Here is a 14,520-nt window from a genome sequence, read left to right as displayed (position 1 = left end):
CAATCGGTTCTGTACCTATTCCTGGTATGTGTGGCCGACAGTAAAGGCCTGAGTTTTTATGGAGACAAAGCCATTATGAGCAGGTTAGCCATGGATCAAGCTGATTTGCATGGAGCACGGTTCGGTTTGATCCGGCATGGTCTGATAGCCTGGCAAAAACCTATCTATCAGGTCCTTGGTCTTGACCCAGTCCCGAAAAAGACAAGGCGATGCAAATCCATGATGCGACTTTCGGATATATTGAAAGTGGCAGCGGAGGGCACCCATGATTGATTACGAGACCTATGTTCAAATCAGAAATTATTTTACCCGGGACGGTTTGACCTACAGCCAGATCTCAAATTCACTCGACCTGGACCCAAGGACCGTTGCAAGATGGGCCAACCAGAAAAGGTATCAGCCCCGGAAATCAAGCCCGAGGAAAAGCAAATTGGACCCGTTTAAAAACACCATCTTACAAATGCTTGAAAAGCATCCTTACAGTTCCCGGCAGGTCTTTCAACGGATAACCGAAGACGGGTTTGCCGGCGGGATCACCATTGTTGAAGATTATGTCAGAAAAGTACGGCCTCCCAAAACCAAGGCCTATTTAAAATTGTACTTTGCCCCGGGTGAATGTGCCCAGGTAGACTGGGGATCTTACGGCACGGTCCGGGTGGGTTCAACGACCAGGCGATTGAGTCTTTTTGTAATGGTAATGTGCCACAGCCGAATGATGTATGTTGAATTTACGGTATCGCAAACCATGGAGCACTTTTTGGGATGTCACCAGAACGCATTTGAATTTTTTGGTAAGGTGCCTGAAAAAGTGATGGTGGACAATCTTAAATCCGCCGTTTTAAAAAGGATCGTTGGCAAAGCACCTGTATTTAATCCCAGGTATCTTGATTTTGCGGATTATCATGGCTTTACCATTATTCCCTGCAATGTGCGAAAGGGCAATGAAAAAGGCCGAGTGGAAAATGCAGTGGGATATGTCAAAAAGAATCTGCTCAACGGCCTTGAAATCTCTGATTTTAAAATCATGGAACCGCTTTGCAAAAAGTGGCTTGATACGGTTGCCAATGTCAGGTGCCACAGGGAGACCGGTAAAAAACCCTGTGACATGTATGCCGAAGAACGGCCCCATCTTCATTCACTGCCTGCTGAGCCCTATGATATCGGCGTGATCAGGCAGGTCCGGGCTTCAAAACAGTATCGGGTGACCATTGACACCAATTATTACACCGTGCCTGCCCAGTTAGCCGGTGTGGCATTGACAGCAAAACTGTACCCGGACCGTATTTGTTTTTACCACGACAATAAACTGGTGGGCCGCCATGTCAGGAGCTATGATCGCAGAAAGGATGTTGAAGATCCGGATCACTCAAAAATCCTTTTGAACCAAAGAAAGAAGGCCAAAGACCAAGTCATATATATGCGATTCTTAAGCCTGTCTGACAAAGCCCAGGAATATTTTAAGCAGTTGCAGAACAGGCGTCTGAATGCCTCTCATCATGTCCGGCAAATCGTTGCCTTAAGTGAAATCTACTCCAGAGAGCAGGTTGCCATGGCCATTGAAGATGCGTTCTCATTTTCTGCATTTTCCTGCGAGTATATCGCCAATCTCCTTGAACAACGTTCCCGACCCTCCAGGGAACCCGGAGCCCTTTACCTCACCCATAAAAGTGATTTGTTGGATCTGACAATCCAGGCCCCTGACATTGACATTTATACCGCCATAGGAGACCAAGATGCCTGATTTAGAAAAGTATCTGTCCCACCTGAAATTACCCTATCTCCGGGATAATTATGAATCCGTTGCAACCATGGCAGCACAGAAACAGTGGACCCACATAAAATATTTATCTGAACTTGTCAAACAGGAATCAAGGCTGCGCCGGGACAAAACAAGACAGCGCCGAATCCGCATGGCAAAGTTCCCGGTGATCAAAACATTGGATCAGTTCAACTGGTCATGGCCCCGGAAAATAAACCAGCCCCAGGTCCAGAATCTGTTCCGTCTTAAATTTATTGAACAAAAAAACAATATCGTTTTCATCGGCCCGGTGGGTGTCGGCAAAACCCATATTGCAACGGCTTTAGGATATCAAGCATGCTTGAAAAGCCATACGGTTCTATTTGCTTCAGCTATAGATGTCGTGAATAATCTGGTGGCAGCCCAGCAGGCCGGTCAATTGAAACAGGAACTGAAAAAATACCTCAAACCAGCCCTGCTCATCATGGACGAATTAGGTTATTTGCCCATCGACAAAATCGGTGCAGACCTTTTGTTCCAGATTATCAGTCAGCGTTATGAACAAGGTGCCATGATCATCACTACAAACAGGGTGTTCAAGGACTGGCCCCAGATCTTCAATAATGACATGACACTGACATCAGCACTTCTGGATCGGCTCCTTCACCACACAGAGCCTGTCGTTATTGAAGGCAAAAGTTATAGAATGAGAGACGTGACAGAAGAATAAACCGGAAAGACCGGTCGGCAAAGTCATCGCTGCCCGGTCTTTTATCCAGCTACATTTTTAAACCGGGAGATTTATGACATTTTCACGCCGCCGCTGACATAAATCAGCTTATGATAAAAAAATGCACTGTCAGACAAAGATTTCTCATGCCATAGAATTTCTCTTTCATCATCTCTGAGTACCTTTAAAAAGGGAAACAAATATTTTTCATTACTTTATCAATAAAAATTATATTCGTAATAAAAATTATATTGACATGTTATTTTTTATGTCTATTTTAGTTTCAAATTCAAGGCGGAGGTCGAGATAAACTCAGCCTCACAAACAAAAGAATTAAAGAAAAGGAGTCTCAGCTATGTTTACAAGAATGAATTACATCGACAGAATGTTCGGAGCCATGGATCTGCTCCGGAGCAGAATGGACAGACTTTTCAATGATTTTGACCGATCATGTCTTTATGGGCCTGCCTTCACATTGCCATCTAATTCACCCAGAACCAACCTTCTGGAAAATGGTGCCAACTTTGAAGTACAGACTGAAATCCCCGGAATTTCAAAAGATGACCTGAACATTAAAATCCAAGGAAACTACCTCGAAATCAGTGGCAAACGCTCTGTGGATACCCCGGAAGGCTATAAAACCCATCGCAGAGAAAGATGCGGCAGCACCTTCTCACGAAGTTTCACCCTTCCTGACGATGTAAATGCAGATAAAGTTGAAGCTACTCTGAAAGACGGCATCCTTTATCTTACACTGCCGAAATCAGAAGTTGCCAATCCCAAACAAATCACCATCAATTAATCAATAAATAATAGTATCAAATTGATTAGGAGGTTATCATGAGTGACAGAAAAGATATTGCTAAAAAACAAGCAAAAGACATTGAAAAAACCAGGGAATTAAGGACTGAAATCCCATATGTTGATATCTATGAAAATGATGATGAAATACTTCTTCATGCAGATATGCCTGGTGTAAAAAAGAATGATGTTTCCGTAAATATTGATAACGGAACACTTTATCTTTCAGGTTTACGACGGTGTGACAACAAAGGGATTTCAACCCGGGAGGAGTTTTCTGATGTTGAATATGTCAGAAATTTTTCCGTACCCCCGAGCATTGATGTTGAAAGGGTGAAAGCAGAACTCAAAGACGGTGTTCTCAAACTGCATATGCCCAAATCTGAGGCGGCCAAACCCAAAATGATCGAGATAAAAGCCGCATAAAATTACCACACCATCTCTTGTCGCAAGATGGCTGCGGAAACTTTCCAGTCAGGAGCATTGCAGCCATCTTGTGCGAAAACAAGCAGCAATAAAAGGAGATGAAAAATGGATATTAAGAAATTAGCACCATGGAATTGGTTTAAAAAAGAAAACGGCGACATTGGCCATACTATTCCTGTAAAGTACAACAACAAAGCAAGTAACAGCTATTCACCAAACTCATTGAGTATCTTTCACGATGAAATGGATCGGTTATTTGATAATTTTGTCAGCCAATTTGGATTGTCACCCTTTAGGCCCGGCTCACGGATGCTTGAGGGAATCACCGGCAGCTTACTAAAACCCCGGCTCGATCTGGGTTCAACTCAGAAAGAATACACGGTTTCTGTAGAAATCCCAGGCGTCAGCGAAAAGGATGTTAGCCTTGAACTTGTTGATGACACATTAATAATCCGAGGCGAGAAGAAACAGGAAAAAGAAGAAAAAAGCAAGAACTTTTACAGACTCGAAAGATCCTATGGGTCTTTTCAACGCACGTTGTCACTGCCTGAAGATGCCAACAAAGATAATGTAAAAGCTGATTTTAAAAACGGAGTGTTGAATATTACTATACCCAGAATGGAGATTGTCGGAAGCCGCGCAAAACAAATTGAAATCAAAGACGGTTAACAGACTGATATCAAACAAAATCACAAGTCAACACAAAAGCAACAAAGTAAACATGAGACCATTTATTATTACTAATAATAAAAATTTTATGAAAAACAATAAAACCCTGTTGACATGAAAAAAACAAGAATTAATTTAGGCTCAAATACAGATAATTTTGTGGGAGCAAAGGTCTTGCAGATAGATTGGACGACACCTTAAATCTTTCATAAATAGTCGAGTCTACTTTGCAAATGGTTCCCGCAACAACTTAAACGCCTATCAAAGAAGGAGGAAGAATTATGCTTACAAGATTAAGTGATATAGACAGATTGTTCGGGTCCATGAATCTTCTCCAGAAGAAACTGGACAATCTTTACGGTTACAGATGGGATTTAGAAGAAACCTCTCCCCGGACAAATCTTTATGAAAACGGCGATAATTTTGAAATCAGGGCCGAAGTTCCAGGACTTGAAAAGGAAGATCTGAATGTAAAGATCCAGGGAAACTATCTTGAAATAAGCGGCACCAGGGGATCTGATGCACCAGAAGGGTATAAAACCCATAAAACAGAACGGGGGGTCGGATCATTTTCCCGAAGTTTTACCCTGCCGTCGGATGTTGACTCCACAAAAGTAGAAGCAACATTAAAAAACGGAGTGCTTTACCTTATTCTTCCCAAACATGAGGCGTCAAAACCCAAGAAAATTAGTATTAGTTAAACTCCAAAATTAATTCATAAAAAGGAGGTTTGCCATGGATAAGGCCCATGAAATCACAAAACAAGATAAAAAAAACGTTAAAAAAACACGCTATGAAGCAACCCCTGCAGTTGATATTTATGAAAACGAAAATGAAATTCTTCTCCACGCAGACATGCCGGGAGTTGTAAAAGAAGATATCTCAGTTGATATTGATAACGGGACATTGTCTATATCCGGTGTCAGGCATCTTACCACAAAAGGAACAGCTACCTATGAAGAGTTCTCAGATGTTGAGTATGTCAGAAATTTTTCCGTTCCCCAGACAATAAATGTTGAAAAAGTTGAAGCTGAGCTGAAAAATGGTGTTTTAAGGCTGCATCTACCGAAATCTGAAGCAGCAAAACCCAGACAGATTGAAATAAAAACCGCTTAATCATACAAACTCACCCGGAGACACTTGATCCTCCTTAAAGAATATTAAGGTTAATCTAAGGTGGGGAGCTTTCTCCGGGTGGCTCCTCATCTTTTACGTATTGCTCGATCCAGGGAGAAGGTCTGAAATATAAACGGCGACAGATAGCGGGATGTAACCGCAGCAACGCTAAAGATCAAAATTTAAAACAATGCCGTATGTACGATCCGTGGCCGGATACCCGCTGAGATTTTCATAATCTGCATCAAACAAATTGTTGATATAGAGCTTTATAGTTCCGTTTTTAAAACAGATTATTGATACTGCCTTGCGGCACATTACACCACAACAATGTTTTATATCTCACAAAAACATTTTGTTTCAAGCCATTTTTCAACTGTATTTTCAAAATCTGCCTTTCAGCCCAAAGCACAACCTTGGTCAAAATCATAAAAAACAGCATTTTGTTTTTGGCAGTGAATCATTAGTTTTTTAAAGCAATAATTTTTCTCCAGCACAGCTTCCGAGTCAGGTATAACAGAAAAAAAGGCCGGGCTTCCAATAACGATCAATTTGTTTTTTGCCCGGGTCATGGCAACATTCAAGCGGTTGGGACTGTTTAGAAACTCACTTAGCAGATGATCAGGGTCAGAAGAGGTGATACCGAAAATGATAATATCCCGTTCTGCTCCTTGAACCCGTTCAACCGTATCCACACAGGGAAGCGGTAAATTTTCAGGCATTTTTTCTCCAAGTTTTTTGATAATGGCATTGTTCTGTGCCCTGTGAGGTGAAATCAAAGCCATTTGATCCGGTGACACTCCATAACACTGCATTAACCTGTGGGCAAGGGCCGCCATTAAATCGGCTTCAACATCTGATTTCTGGGAACAGCCATGGTGATCTGTCAATACCAGCACAACAGGTTTTGCAGGATCTATGATTTTGTCATAGAACTGCTGCAGACTGTTATTGTTATCTTTATTATGATTGTGATTATGCACGTCATTGTTATCGGCCCTGCATAAGGACTTATCCAGAACAAGCCGGGTATGGGCATTGCCGGGGGCCGGGTGCAGCATGCCGTCATACCAGATTTTGCCGGGAAAAACACAGATCTCTTTGTTCATGCGGTAAGTAACATCAAGGGTTTGCCGGTGCGGTTTTGGATAGATATCCAGCAAATTTGACAGGATAGACCGGTTGAAAAACCGGTCTGCAGGCTCTCTGGAATATTCCCCATAATTTCCCAGTACAATGGGAGGCAACTGGCAAACATCACCCAGGAACAAAAAATTGCCCCTGCTGTAAATCAGACTCAAAAGAGCCTGGGGCACCGGCACCTGGGAAGCTTCATCAAAGATAATCCAGTCAAGGGCCGGGGGAAATCCATTATCTTTGCTCTTAAAAAGATTGTAAAATCCATAGCCTGTGGCACCTAAAATCAACCAGGGTCGACCCAGGACATCATTTGCATCATCTGAAAACTCCACCTCCATGCTATTGTCTTTTTTTCATCCCGATTTTCATACGAGTTTTCATATGAGTTTTCATCAGGATTTTTATGGGCATCTGTGTTTACAAGCTGTCCTGACTGACCACATTTTATACAACAACCTGGAAAACAGCCCGGCAGATACTGGCTCACAAGCTTTGTCACCTTTTTCAATACAGTATCAATAGCCTGGTGAGTCAAGGCACTCACACCTATGCGAAGAGGCTTTTTAGCTTCATGGGCCTGCAGGATCAAGACGATTAAAATCCAGCCAAGCAGATGGGTTTTCCCGGTTCCGGGCGGACCTTGTATCAGACTGGTCCGGTATTGGAACGGCAACGCCAATGCGCGTTGCTGTGAAGAATTCAATCCATGGTCATTACTGGCAATCCATTTTTTCAGCCAGGATGATAACGCCAAAGGTTGCCGGTCAAGTGCCTGTCCTGCAAGCATTTGCTGCAAATAATGGGGATGATTTTTCTTAAAAACAGTGGCTGCAACATGGGTCAGCTTGTCCTGATTCCAGTCACTTGTATCCTCTTCCAGGGAGTACAAAAAATTTTTAGTTAACTGAATTTGCCCGGACCCGGCAAAACCTGATCGGGCAAAACCGGATCGGGAAAGAATGGATATCTGCCCTGCCCCCATATCAACCTCAGCCAGGATAACGGGAAAACCGGTTTGAATATCCTGGATACCATGAGGAGCAAGCCTGAGAAAATCTCCTGTCCGAAATTTTGACGGACAGGTTTCCTGTGAAAATTTAAAAACATACAGAAAACGCCCTTCATGATTCAGCCGTGTATGATCAAACCGCAAATGACCAATGGCACGAAATTTCAGCATTCTTTCCTGCAGCGTCAACTCCTGAAGGGTTAATATATCATCTTCTTGTAACCGCTGCTCTTCTTTGATGAATTCAAGATATGGAATAACCCCGGCGTCTTTATCTTTTTCAAAACAAAATTCCCATTCTTTTACCCATTGGCTTTTCAGATAGAAACAGGCCTTTGCATACAAATCAACCATAATAGACAGATCGGCTTTGACCATTGATTCAAGTCCTGCCACGCTTGACCCATCGGTTCCATGATTGTGGAACAAGCTTGGAGGCGAATCAAATTCCTGAGTACACCCAAACACATGCCCAAGTGTAGACAAAGACACAATTCCGGGAGCCGGCATATGAAAATGTGACTTAAAGACCTGACGCAGATCCGTCCATGGGTTTGGCTGGGTCTGCCATAAAAATTTTGCTTTTTTTCCTTCTTCACTCTGTGCCCAGTCCAGAAGATCCTGCCGGGATTGGGAACCAAAACAAAACATATGAGGGCCTTTGCCATTGACGATGCTCTTTTCCCACAAAATTGAGATCAAATCGGCAAACTCCTGCCATGCCGCTGTTCGATCCTCATCGGTTTGCATTATCCATACACGAAATTCAACCGGCTTGAGGGTTGCAGGCAGTTATCCGAACAAAAAAGCTCTACCGGGCTTTCAAAGCCTGCAATCTTGCTTTTTGTTTTTTCCATCTCCAATAAAGACTCCCCAGCCTTGATATCAATGACACAAGGGTACTGGTTATCCTGAACAGGAACATCACAGACAAGATCTGCCATATCACCGGAAATAATTTTTGATGAAGTGTCACGATAATGGGCAAAGGCGAGTGCCACCCGATGGTCAAATAAAAAATCCGTTAATTCCTGTAAAAACAGCTCCCTTGGCAGGGTTTTACAAAACAGATTCAAAGGCATCAAAGAGCTGAGTATTTTAAAATGCTTTTTTACCCAGGTTTGAAACGCGTTTTTATCAACCGGCAGGTTCAACTCTTCAAATTTGATCCGGTCAGAACATTCCACGCCAATCTCATCAGATGTTACAGATATCTCATCATCTGTAACCTTCTCCCGGATACTCCACTCCAGAACCAGGTTGGCAATCGACCCCAGAAAAGTGCAATACCGAAAAACAGCTTTTTTCCCGGGCACAACCTCAATGCCGTTTTCCAGAACCACTTTTTTTCACCTCTTTCCCACTCTTGTTGCAAAAGCTTTCTGGTTCGGGAAAAAAGGCAGTTTTCATCTTTAATTTTACTTTTACTTTCACCAGCGTTAAGTATATGCCCCATTGTCCTGGCAACTTCATATGACACTGGAGGCCCCAGGCCGATCCAGGCAAGCTGTTTTTCCTCCTTGCCCATGGAAGGCCGTGCCAGCACTTTTTTTTGTTCGCCAATATCAATATTTAAAATCCTGAGCAACCTTCCGGCAAGGTAAAGTTTATCTCCCACATCCATCTGGGAAACAATGGATTGGGGAATATCAGCAATGGCCTTGCCGGAGACCTCAAGATTATATTGAGTTTCCGCTTCTGGAAAATTTCCCCAGATTTTATAATCAAACAAATGGTTTCTGTATTGCCACCCGCCGCCAAACAGGCCTTGGAGTCGAGACTGTTTTAACCAGCGTTTTTTTTCAAGGGATTTGAAAACAGAAGGCAGAATCTCGTGCTGATCTGGAAACAAAGATTGCAAAGCCTCAAGTGAGAGCCTTTTTTTTCATACAGACAGGATATCACCTGCTGGCTCAACACACTGGGCAATGTCCTGTCACTATGAAATTCTATTTTTCCCTTACCGGACAATTCAAGAAGGGCAAGAAACCGCACAAGTTGATCCCCTGAACAGTCACCACAGCAAATCCCCCAGAAATTAATTTCCTGTTCACGACGATTGGACCGGCCAATGCGCTGAAGAAACGCTGCAACAGAACCGGTTGGCTGATACAACAGCACGGCATCCACATCCCCCACATCAATACCCATTTCCAGTGTGCTTGTGGCAATGCACAGAGCATGAGATCTTTTGCGGAATCTTTTTTCAGCCTTTTTTCGTTCCAAAGGCTTGAGGTTGGAATAGTGAAGTTCCGACACCCCTTGAAATTTTCCTGTCTTGTTGACAATGCTAAACAGCCTGTCGCAGGCAACCCGGCTGTTGACAAAAATCAGGATTTTGCGGTACTGCCAGGTATCATACAGATCATTGAGCAATGCCGGAATCTCGGTTTTTTCTTTTTTTATATGCAGCAGGCGCGCCCTTATTTTTCGTTTTACACTGGCCATGACCGATTGTACAGAATCTTGAAATCCGAAAAATCCAATAACATCGTCCGCACGGGAAATGGTTGCGGACATGGCGATTTTCTGTAAGGGCAGACCTGTTTTACGTTCAAGGCGGGTGAAAAGATAAACCAGATGCCGCCTCCGGTACTGGTGAATCAAAGAATGAACTTCATCAATGATCACAATTTTCACACGGAATAAAAACGCTTTAAGATCTGAATTGGCACTGCCCAGCATCAAGTCCAGGGATTCGGGGGTGGTGAGCATGATGTCAGGGGATTTTCCGCCGGCACGCTTGATATCACCGGTTCGAACGGCAAGGTTCAGCCCCAGGCGTTCCGTGATAATGGATTCAAACCGCCTTTTCAAATCCATGGCAAGGGCACGGGTGGGAATGATATATAAAACCGCTGTTTTCCTGCCTGACTGAATCACCCGCTCAAGACAGGGTGCCAGTACAGCCTCGCTTTTGCCGGAACCCGTGGCAGCCTGCAGCACAAGATCTTTGCCCTTCAGGATAGGGCCGACAGCTTCCTGCTGTGCCTTGTGCAAACGAAGAAAACCGCCATAAAAGGCTCGAAATGTATTGGGAAGCTGTAACAGCAATGGGTTTGACATTAAAAAACGCTTTCACCATCAAGAAGGCAAAGAGATAATTATTATTTTATCCCTTCATAAATCTTCATGTTATTCAGGGTAGATCAAATAGCAGGAGGCCCCAAAAACAATCCTTAACAAACTTTATCAAGCAACGGCCATCACCTGGCTCTGCTGCTCAAAATCAAGATGATTTACCAGAATTTTGAGTTTCAAACGTGCTTCAATACCTTTCAGTCCTGATAATTCCCGGTTCATTTGGCTTTGCATCAAAGCAACAGGAGGTTTCCATCCATAGGCACCTGCGTGGACTAAGATCAGTTTATGAATCAGCGTTTCCCACTCTTTTGGTGACAAGTCCTGCAAAGTGTGAATATTTATTTTTTCCCAGGCCCTGCCGTAGTTCTGTTTAAAATAGGGAACCTCAGGGGATAAAGAGATTTCATTGCCGGCATTTTTTTTGATTTTAACCTGGTCATAGTCTTCGTTTGCAATATGGGTGAAAAATTCAGGGGTAAAGGCAAAAACAGGATACAATCCCAAGGCGGTTGATTCAGGATAAAAAATTTCATCAAGAAACGCATAACTTTTACTGCGGCAGGTAATACGGGTTTGTACAATGGATTCGCCTTCGTCAAACAACACCACCCATCCCTTGAACCCGATTTTTTGAAACAAATTTGCCATGCCTTGAACCATTGCCAGATAATGTTCTTGTTCACTGCATACCAAAGAATGCTCCTTATAAAACGATACCTCACGATAATAAAAAACAGACCGCAACCGCCAGGCAGGGATATTTTTTCCCATAAGGGCGTTTTTCAGTATCCAGGAAAATTCCCTTGGTTTGAATCGAGCATGTTTTTTAAATTTTCTTTTTTTGGAGGACAAGGACATATTTTTCCGGGCCATAGCAGCTAAAATTGCTCTGAAACGGTGGGGGATCTCCTGTGGAATAAGATCTGACAAAGTTTTTTTGCTGTTTTCCGGCAAGGCCAGCCATTGAGCAACACGGGTTTTCCATACAGAAACAAAGGATTTTTCTGGTTCGGGAAATTCCATGGCCCCCATCAATGCCCGGTAAACACTCTTAAAATCATGAAACGGCACCTGTCTTGGATCAAGATTCACATAACTGACCACAAAATTCTGATCCAAAGCCCGCTGTTTAATATAATTGAGGCTGTGGGATTTGCCTTGTCCATATGCACCGCAAACACACAGATGGGAGAATTTGTCACTGTCAATGGCTTTAACGCCTTTATCAAAGGCAGTGGTAAGTTGTGCCTCACCAGTTGTGAGCAAGCGCACACCCAGAGGATCAAACAAACCTTCACGCAACCGCTCCACTGCCCTGCGAAGTTCAAAATTATCCAAAGTGTTCAACTGATCCTGAAAATCCAGATCATCCATTCTTGTGTGTCCTGTTTGGGTTTTAGGTTTTGGGTTCTTGTATTGGATTTTGGGTTATGGTTTTGGTCAATTATCCCAGGAAGGCTGCTTTTGCTCAATTTTTTCAGCCTCCGTTTTCCGTCTGGTTTCCACCATCTCCCGGTCCATATCCAAATCCTGAGGAGACTGTCCCTGTTCAGCCATATCAAGGATGTGAATCAAATGTTTAATAAACAAACGAACCTCGCTGATCACCCCCATTCGCTTCTGGTTGGAACAGATCTGCTCCATCAGCTCATCAGTTACCATCTCCTTTGGTTCCCAGCGGTAGGAAATTCCATGCAAAGTTCGCAGGCACCCCCCAAGCTCAACCAGCTCTTCGTTCTTAAGCGGGGTTTGATGGATATCCACCAGCACACCCCTGTAATTTAATTTTGCTGATTCACCAATGGATCGGATACGGCTCCACAATGCATCATAAGACTTAAACCCTTTTTCCGACATCAACACATCGGGAATAATGGAAAAAAAGATGTGAAGATATTGTGAAGACTCACTGTTATCAATCAGCAAGCGAACATTTTCATAAGCTGCATTACGAATGGAAGCACTTTGTGCCACAACAGTTTCCATCTCATCCATGAGCAGGATCAATCCCTGATGGCCGATATGTCGCAAAAACAAAATCAAAGAGTTCATAAACTGCTTGCTGTTGGTTTTATTGAGGAACTCATAGATTTGAAACGGCTTGAGTTCGCGTTTGGTCACCTTGCCCCCTTCAAACCAGTGAAGCAACACCTCATGGTCGGCATCCTGTTTTTCTTGATCTTCAAAAAACTCAGGGTCAAACCTGTTGTTCACAAGGGCGGCCAGGGCATTGGCAAAATTAATGTCCATGCCCTGGATATTTCTGAACTCTTCGGCCAAAGCCATCCTGTTTTTCCGGGCGTCATCCGTTTTGCCCTGAACCGTTGTTGTATCCAGTTTTTCCAGCCATGCCGCCAGCATGTTCCTGATACCGATTCCTTGAAAATCACCCTGAAGCTGCCTGACAATTGTCTGGTAAACGGTTTCAAATTTATGAATGGGAACTTCCCGGGTAAGGACCACAAAAGATACTGCAAATTTCTTTTCCATGGCAAGATGCCGGATCACCGACATAAAATGGGTTTTACCATCACCATAATCACCGTTGACAAACCTCACTTTGGAGCCGCCCTGCCCGATATAATTTTCCAGATCATCCTCAATAAAGGTAAGCCAGTTTTGCCGTCCTACTGTAAAAAAAAGAAACTTGTGTTTTCCGTCATATATTGCCTTTTTTTATTTTATTACCTTTTCAGGTTTATGTTTTATGAATTAAAAGCAACCCAGTATTCTACAAAAATTTATTTTTTTGTCAATATTTTGGATTTTAAAAAAAAGTCTCCGGTTCCCACATCTAAAGTCGCTTTAAGTTGCCGTTGCCAGAAAAATAGCCCTAACCGGTGCAGGATATCCTTCTATGGTTTTATCAGGATCATCCGGGTCCAGAAAATCCTTTAAACTTTCCGTTTGTATCCACCTGGTTTTTCTCTGCTCCTGCCCGCAGGTTTTGGTAATATCCACACACCTGATGTTTGTAAAACCCGCCCGCAGCAGCCAGGATTCCATTGCCAGAAGATCGGGAATAAAAAAAATGTTTCGCATTTTTGCATACCGGTCTTTTGGAAAAAGACAAAGATTTTGTTTTGACTCAATAACAAGATTTTCAAGCACCAGTTCCCCGCCTGGTCTCATTGAATCACAAATATCCTTGAGCATTTGAACAGGAGATTTTCGATGATACAACACCCCCATGCAAAACACCGTATCAAAATAATTGTCTGTTTTCGGGAGTTGATCATGGGTAACGGGCAGACAGAACACGTTCTTTTGCCTTAAAAACTTCTGCATAATAAGATATTGAAAATAAAACGTACTTTGAGGTTCCACGCCCAAAACCATTAATGGATTTTTAGCCGCCATTTTAAACATGTAATATCCGTTGCTTGACCCGATATCCAGAATTCGCCGCCCTTTAAGGCTGCCGATATGAGGTTGAAGCCTTTCCCACTTCATCCATGATTGCCACTCAGAATCAATCTTGATACCAAAAAGGTTGAACGGCCCCTTTCGCCATGGACACAGCTGTTCAACACTGTTATTCAGCAAATGGTATTGATCCGGTGTAAGATCTGATGAATCACCAATGGTGACGGCCTGATTTTCAAGATCTATGATTGAAGGACGAAAGTCCGGCAGGGCATCCACAATCTGTTTGAATTTTAAAAAATTACCTTTGGCATGATCCAGAAAAGCTCTTTTTTCGTTTATGAGTCTTTTGAACTCATTATAATGCTGATCTAATCTCAAGTGATGATAATATTGAAGAAAATTTTCCATTTTATATGTGACCTTTATGGTTATGTGTGA

At 42.9% G+C, this 14,520-nt stretch carries 16 protein-coding genes; 8 read left to right on the top strand and 8 right to left on the bottom strand.

What is annotated here, in order from left to right:
• Positions 1-75: 75 nt before the first annotated feature.
• The 8 genes from TOL2_RS25460 (at position 76) to TOL2_RS09020 (ending at position 5,480) form a co-directional block, all read left to right on the top strand.
• Positions 76-273 (top strand): hypothetical protein, encoded by a 198-nt coding sequence (locus tag TOL2_RS25460; RefSeq protein WP_014957192.1) that lies wholly within the window; start codon positions 76-78, stop codon positions 271-273.
• The gene (gene istA / locus TOL2_RS09050) at positions 266-1,741 is read left to right on the top strand and encodes an IS21 family transposase (RefSeq protein ID WP_014955878.1); all 1,476 of its coding nucleotides are present in this window, start codon (positions 266-268) and stop codon (positions 1,739-1,741) included. The genes TOL2_RS25460 and istA overlap by 8 nt, the downstream gene beginning before the upstream one ends.
• Positions 1,734-2,468, top strand: a complete 735-nt coding sequence (gene istB, locus TOL2_RS09045; RefSeq protein ID WP_014955877.1) for an IS21-like element helper ATPase IstB — start codon at positions 1,734-1,736, stop codon at positions 2,466-2,468. The genes istA and istB overlap by 8 nt, the downstream gene beginning before the upstream one ends.
• A 355-nt stretch (positions 2,469-2,823) precedes the next feature.
• Entirely contained in the window at positions 2,824-3,270 is a 447-nt protein-coding gene (locus tag TOL2_RS09040; RefSeq protein ID WP_014957191.1) for an Hsp20/alpha crystallin family protein, read from the top strand.
• A 38-nt stretch (positions 3,271-3,308) separates the two neighbouring features.
• Positions 3,309-3,695, top strand: coding sequence for an Hsp20/alpha crystallin family protein (locus TOL2_RS09035; RefSeq protein WP_014957190.1), 387 nt, complete (start codon positions 3,309-3,311; stop codon positions 3,693-3,695).
• Between the two features lie 105 nt (positions 3,696-3,800).
• A complete protein-coding gene (locus tag TOL2_RS09030; protein ID WP_014957189.1) occupies positions 3,801-4,364 on the top strand; it encodes an Hsp20/alpha crystallin family protein in 564 nt (187 codons plus the stop codon).
• A 281-nt stretch (positions 4,365-4,645) separates the two neighbouring features.
• Entirely contained in the window at positions 4,646-5,065 is a 420-nt protein-coding gene (locus tag TOL2_RS09025; RefSeq protein WP_014957188.1) for an Hsp20/alpha crystallin family protein, read from the top strand.
• Positions 5,066-5,099: 34 nt separating this feature from the next.
• The gene (locus TOL2_RS09020; protein ID WP_014957187.1) at positions 5,100-5,480 is read left to right on the top strand and encodes an Hsp20/alpha crystallin family protein; all 381 of its coding nucleotides are present in this window, start codon (positions 5,100-5,102) and stop codon (positions 5,478-5,480) included.
• Between the two features lie 398 nt (positions 5,481-5,878).
• On the opposite strand, the gene TOL2_RS09015 is transcribed toward TOL2_RS09020, so the two are convergent.
• From TOL2_RS09015 to cmoB, 8 genes are all read right to left on the bottom strand, one after another.
• Positions 5,879-6,958 carry a DEAD/DEAH box helicase gene (locus tag TOL2_RS09015; protein ID WP_041279383.1) on the bottom strand — a complete coding sequence of 360 codons (1,080 nt, stop codon included), beginning with the start codon at positions 6,956-6,958 and terminating at the stop codon, positions 5,879-5,881.
• Positions 6,904-8,379 (bottom strand): AAA domain-containing protein, encoded by a 1,476-nt coding sequence (locus tag TOL2_RS09010; RefSeq protein WP_014957185.1) that lies wholly within the window; start codon positions 8,377-8,379, stop codon positions 6,904-6,906. Before TOL2_RS09010 ends, TOL2_RS09015 begins: the two co-directional genes overlap by 55 nt.
• Positions 8,379-8,816, bottom strand: coding sequence for a hypothetical protein (locus TOL2_RS09005; protein WP_014957184.1), 438 nt, complete (start codon positions 8,814-8,816; stop codon positions 8,379-8,381). The genes TOL2_RS09010 and TOL2_RS09005 overlap by 1 nt, the downstream gene beginning before the upstream one ends.
• Positions 8,817-8,833: 17 nt before the next feature.
• Complete coding sequence (locus TOL2_RS09000) at positions 8,834-9,481, bottom strand: hypothetical protein (RefSeq protein ID WP_041279382.1); 648 nt, start codon at positions 9,479-9,481, stop codon at positions 8,834-8,836.
• Positions 9,415-10,695, bottom strand: a complete 1,281-nt coding sequence (locus TOL2_RS08995; RefSeq protein ID WP_014957182.1) for a DEAD/DEAH box helicase — start codon at positions 10,693-10,695, stop codon at positions 9,415-9,417. Before TOL2_RS08995 ends, TOL2_RS09000 begins: the two co-directional genes overlap by 67 nt.
• Before the next feature lie 126 nt (positions 10,696-10,821).
• Positions 10,822-12,087, bottom strand: a complete 1,266-nt coding sequence (locus TOL2_RS08990; RefSeq protein WP_014957181.1) for a BREX system ATP-binding domain-containing protein — start codon at positions 12,085-12,087, stop codon at positions 10,822-10,824.
• 66 nt (positions 12,088-12,153) lie between these two features.
• Positions 12,154-13,380, bottom strand: a complete 1,227-nt coding sequence (locus tag TOL2_RS08985; RefSeq protein ID WP_083863541.1) for a BREX system ATP-binding domain-containing protein — start codon at positions 13,378-13,380, stop codon at positions 12,154-12,156.
• A gap of 138 nt (positions 13,381-13,518) precedes the next feature.
• Positions 13,519-14,490, bottom strand: coding sequence for a tRNA 5-methoxyuridine(34)/uridine 5-oxyacetic acid(34) synthase CmoB (gene cmoB, locus TOL2_RS08980; RefSeq protein ID WP_014957179.1), 972 nt, complete (start codon positions 14,488-14,490; stop codon positions 13,519-13,521).
• Between the last annotated feature and the right edge of the window lie 30 nt (positions 14,491-14,520).

The sequence above is a fragment of the Desulfobacula toluolica Tol2 genome (assembly GCF_000307105.1).
Lineage (GTDB): Bacteria > Desulfobacterota > Desulfobacteria > Desulfobacterales > Desulfobacteraceae > Desulfobacula > Desulfobacula toluolica.
This window is presented reverse-complemented; position numbering and strand designations above follow the sequence as displayed.

Coding starts and splice junctions, on each gene's coding strand:
- TOL2_RS25460 (WP_014957192.1), top strand. CDS start 76: ATGAGCAGGTTAGCCATGGATCAAGCTGATTTGCATGGAGCACGGTTC.
- istA (WP_014955878.1), top strand. CDS start 266: ATGATTGATTACGAGACCTATGTTCAAATCAGAAATTATTTTACCCGG.
- istB (WP_014955877.1), top strand. CDS start 1,734: ATGCCTGATTTAGAAAAGTATCTGTCCCACCTGAAATTACCCTATCTC.
- TOL2_RS09040 (WP_014957191.1), top strand. CDS start 2,824: ATGTTTACAAGAATGAATTACATCGACAGAATGTTCGGAGCCATGGAT.
- TOL2_RS09035 (WP_014957190.1), top strand. CDS start 3,309: ATGAGTGACAGAAAAGATATTGCTAAAAAACAAGCAAAAGACATTGAA.
- TOL2_RS09030 (WP_014957189.1), top strand. CDS start 3,801: ATGGATATTAAGAAATTAGCACCATGGAATTGGTTTAAAAAAGAAAAC.
- TOL2_RS09025 (WP_014957188.1), top strand. CDS start 4,646: ATGCTTACAAGATTAAGTGATATAGACAGATTGTTCGGGTCCATGAAT.
- TOL2_RS09020 (WP_014957187.1), top strand. CDS start 5,100: ATGGATAAGGCCCATGAAATCACAAAACAAGATAAAAAAAACGTTAAA.
- TOL2_RS09015 (WP_041279383.1), bottom strand. CDS start 6,958: ATGGAGGTGGAGTTTTCAGATGATGCAAATGATGTCCTGGGTCGACCC.
- TOL2_RS09010 (WP_014957185.1), bottom strand. CDS start 8,379: ATGCAAACCGATGAGGATCGAACAGCGGCATGGCAGGAGTTTGCCGAT.
- TOL2_RS08995 (WP_014957182.1), bottom strand. CDS start 10,695: ATGTCAAACCCATTGCTGTTACAGCTTCCCAATACATTTCGAGCCTTT.
- TOL2_RS08990 (WP_014957181.1), bottom strand. CDS start 12,087: ATGGATGATCTGGATTTTCAGGATCAGTTGAACACTTTGGATAATTTT.
- cmoB (WP_014957179.1), bottom strand. CDS start 14,490: ATGGAAAATTTTCTTCAATATTATCATCACTTGAGATTAGATCAGCAT.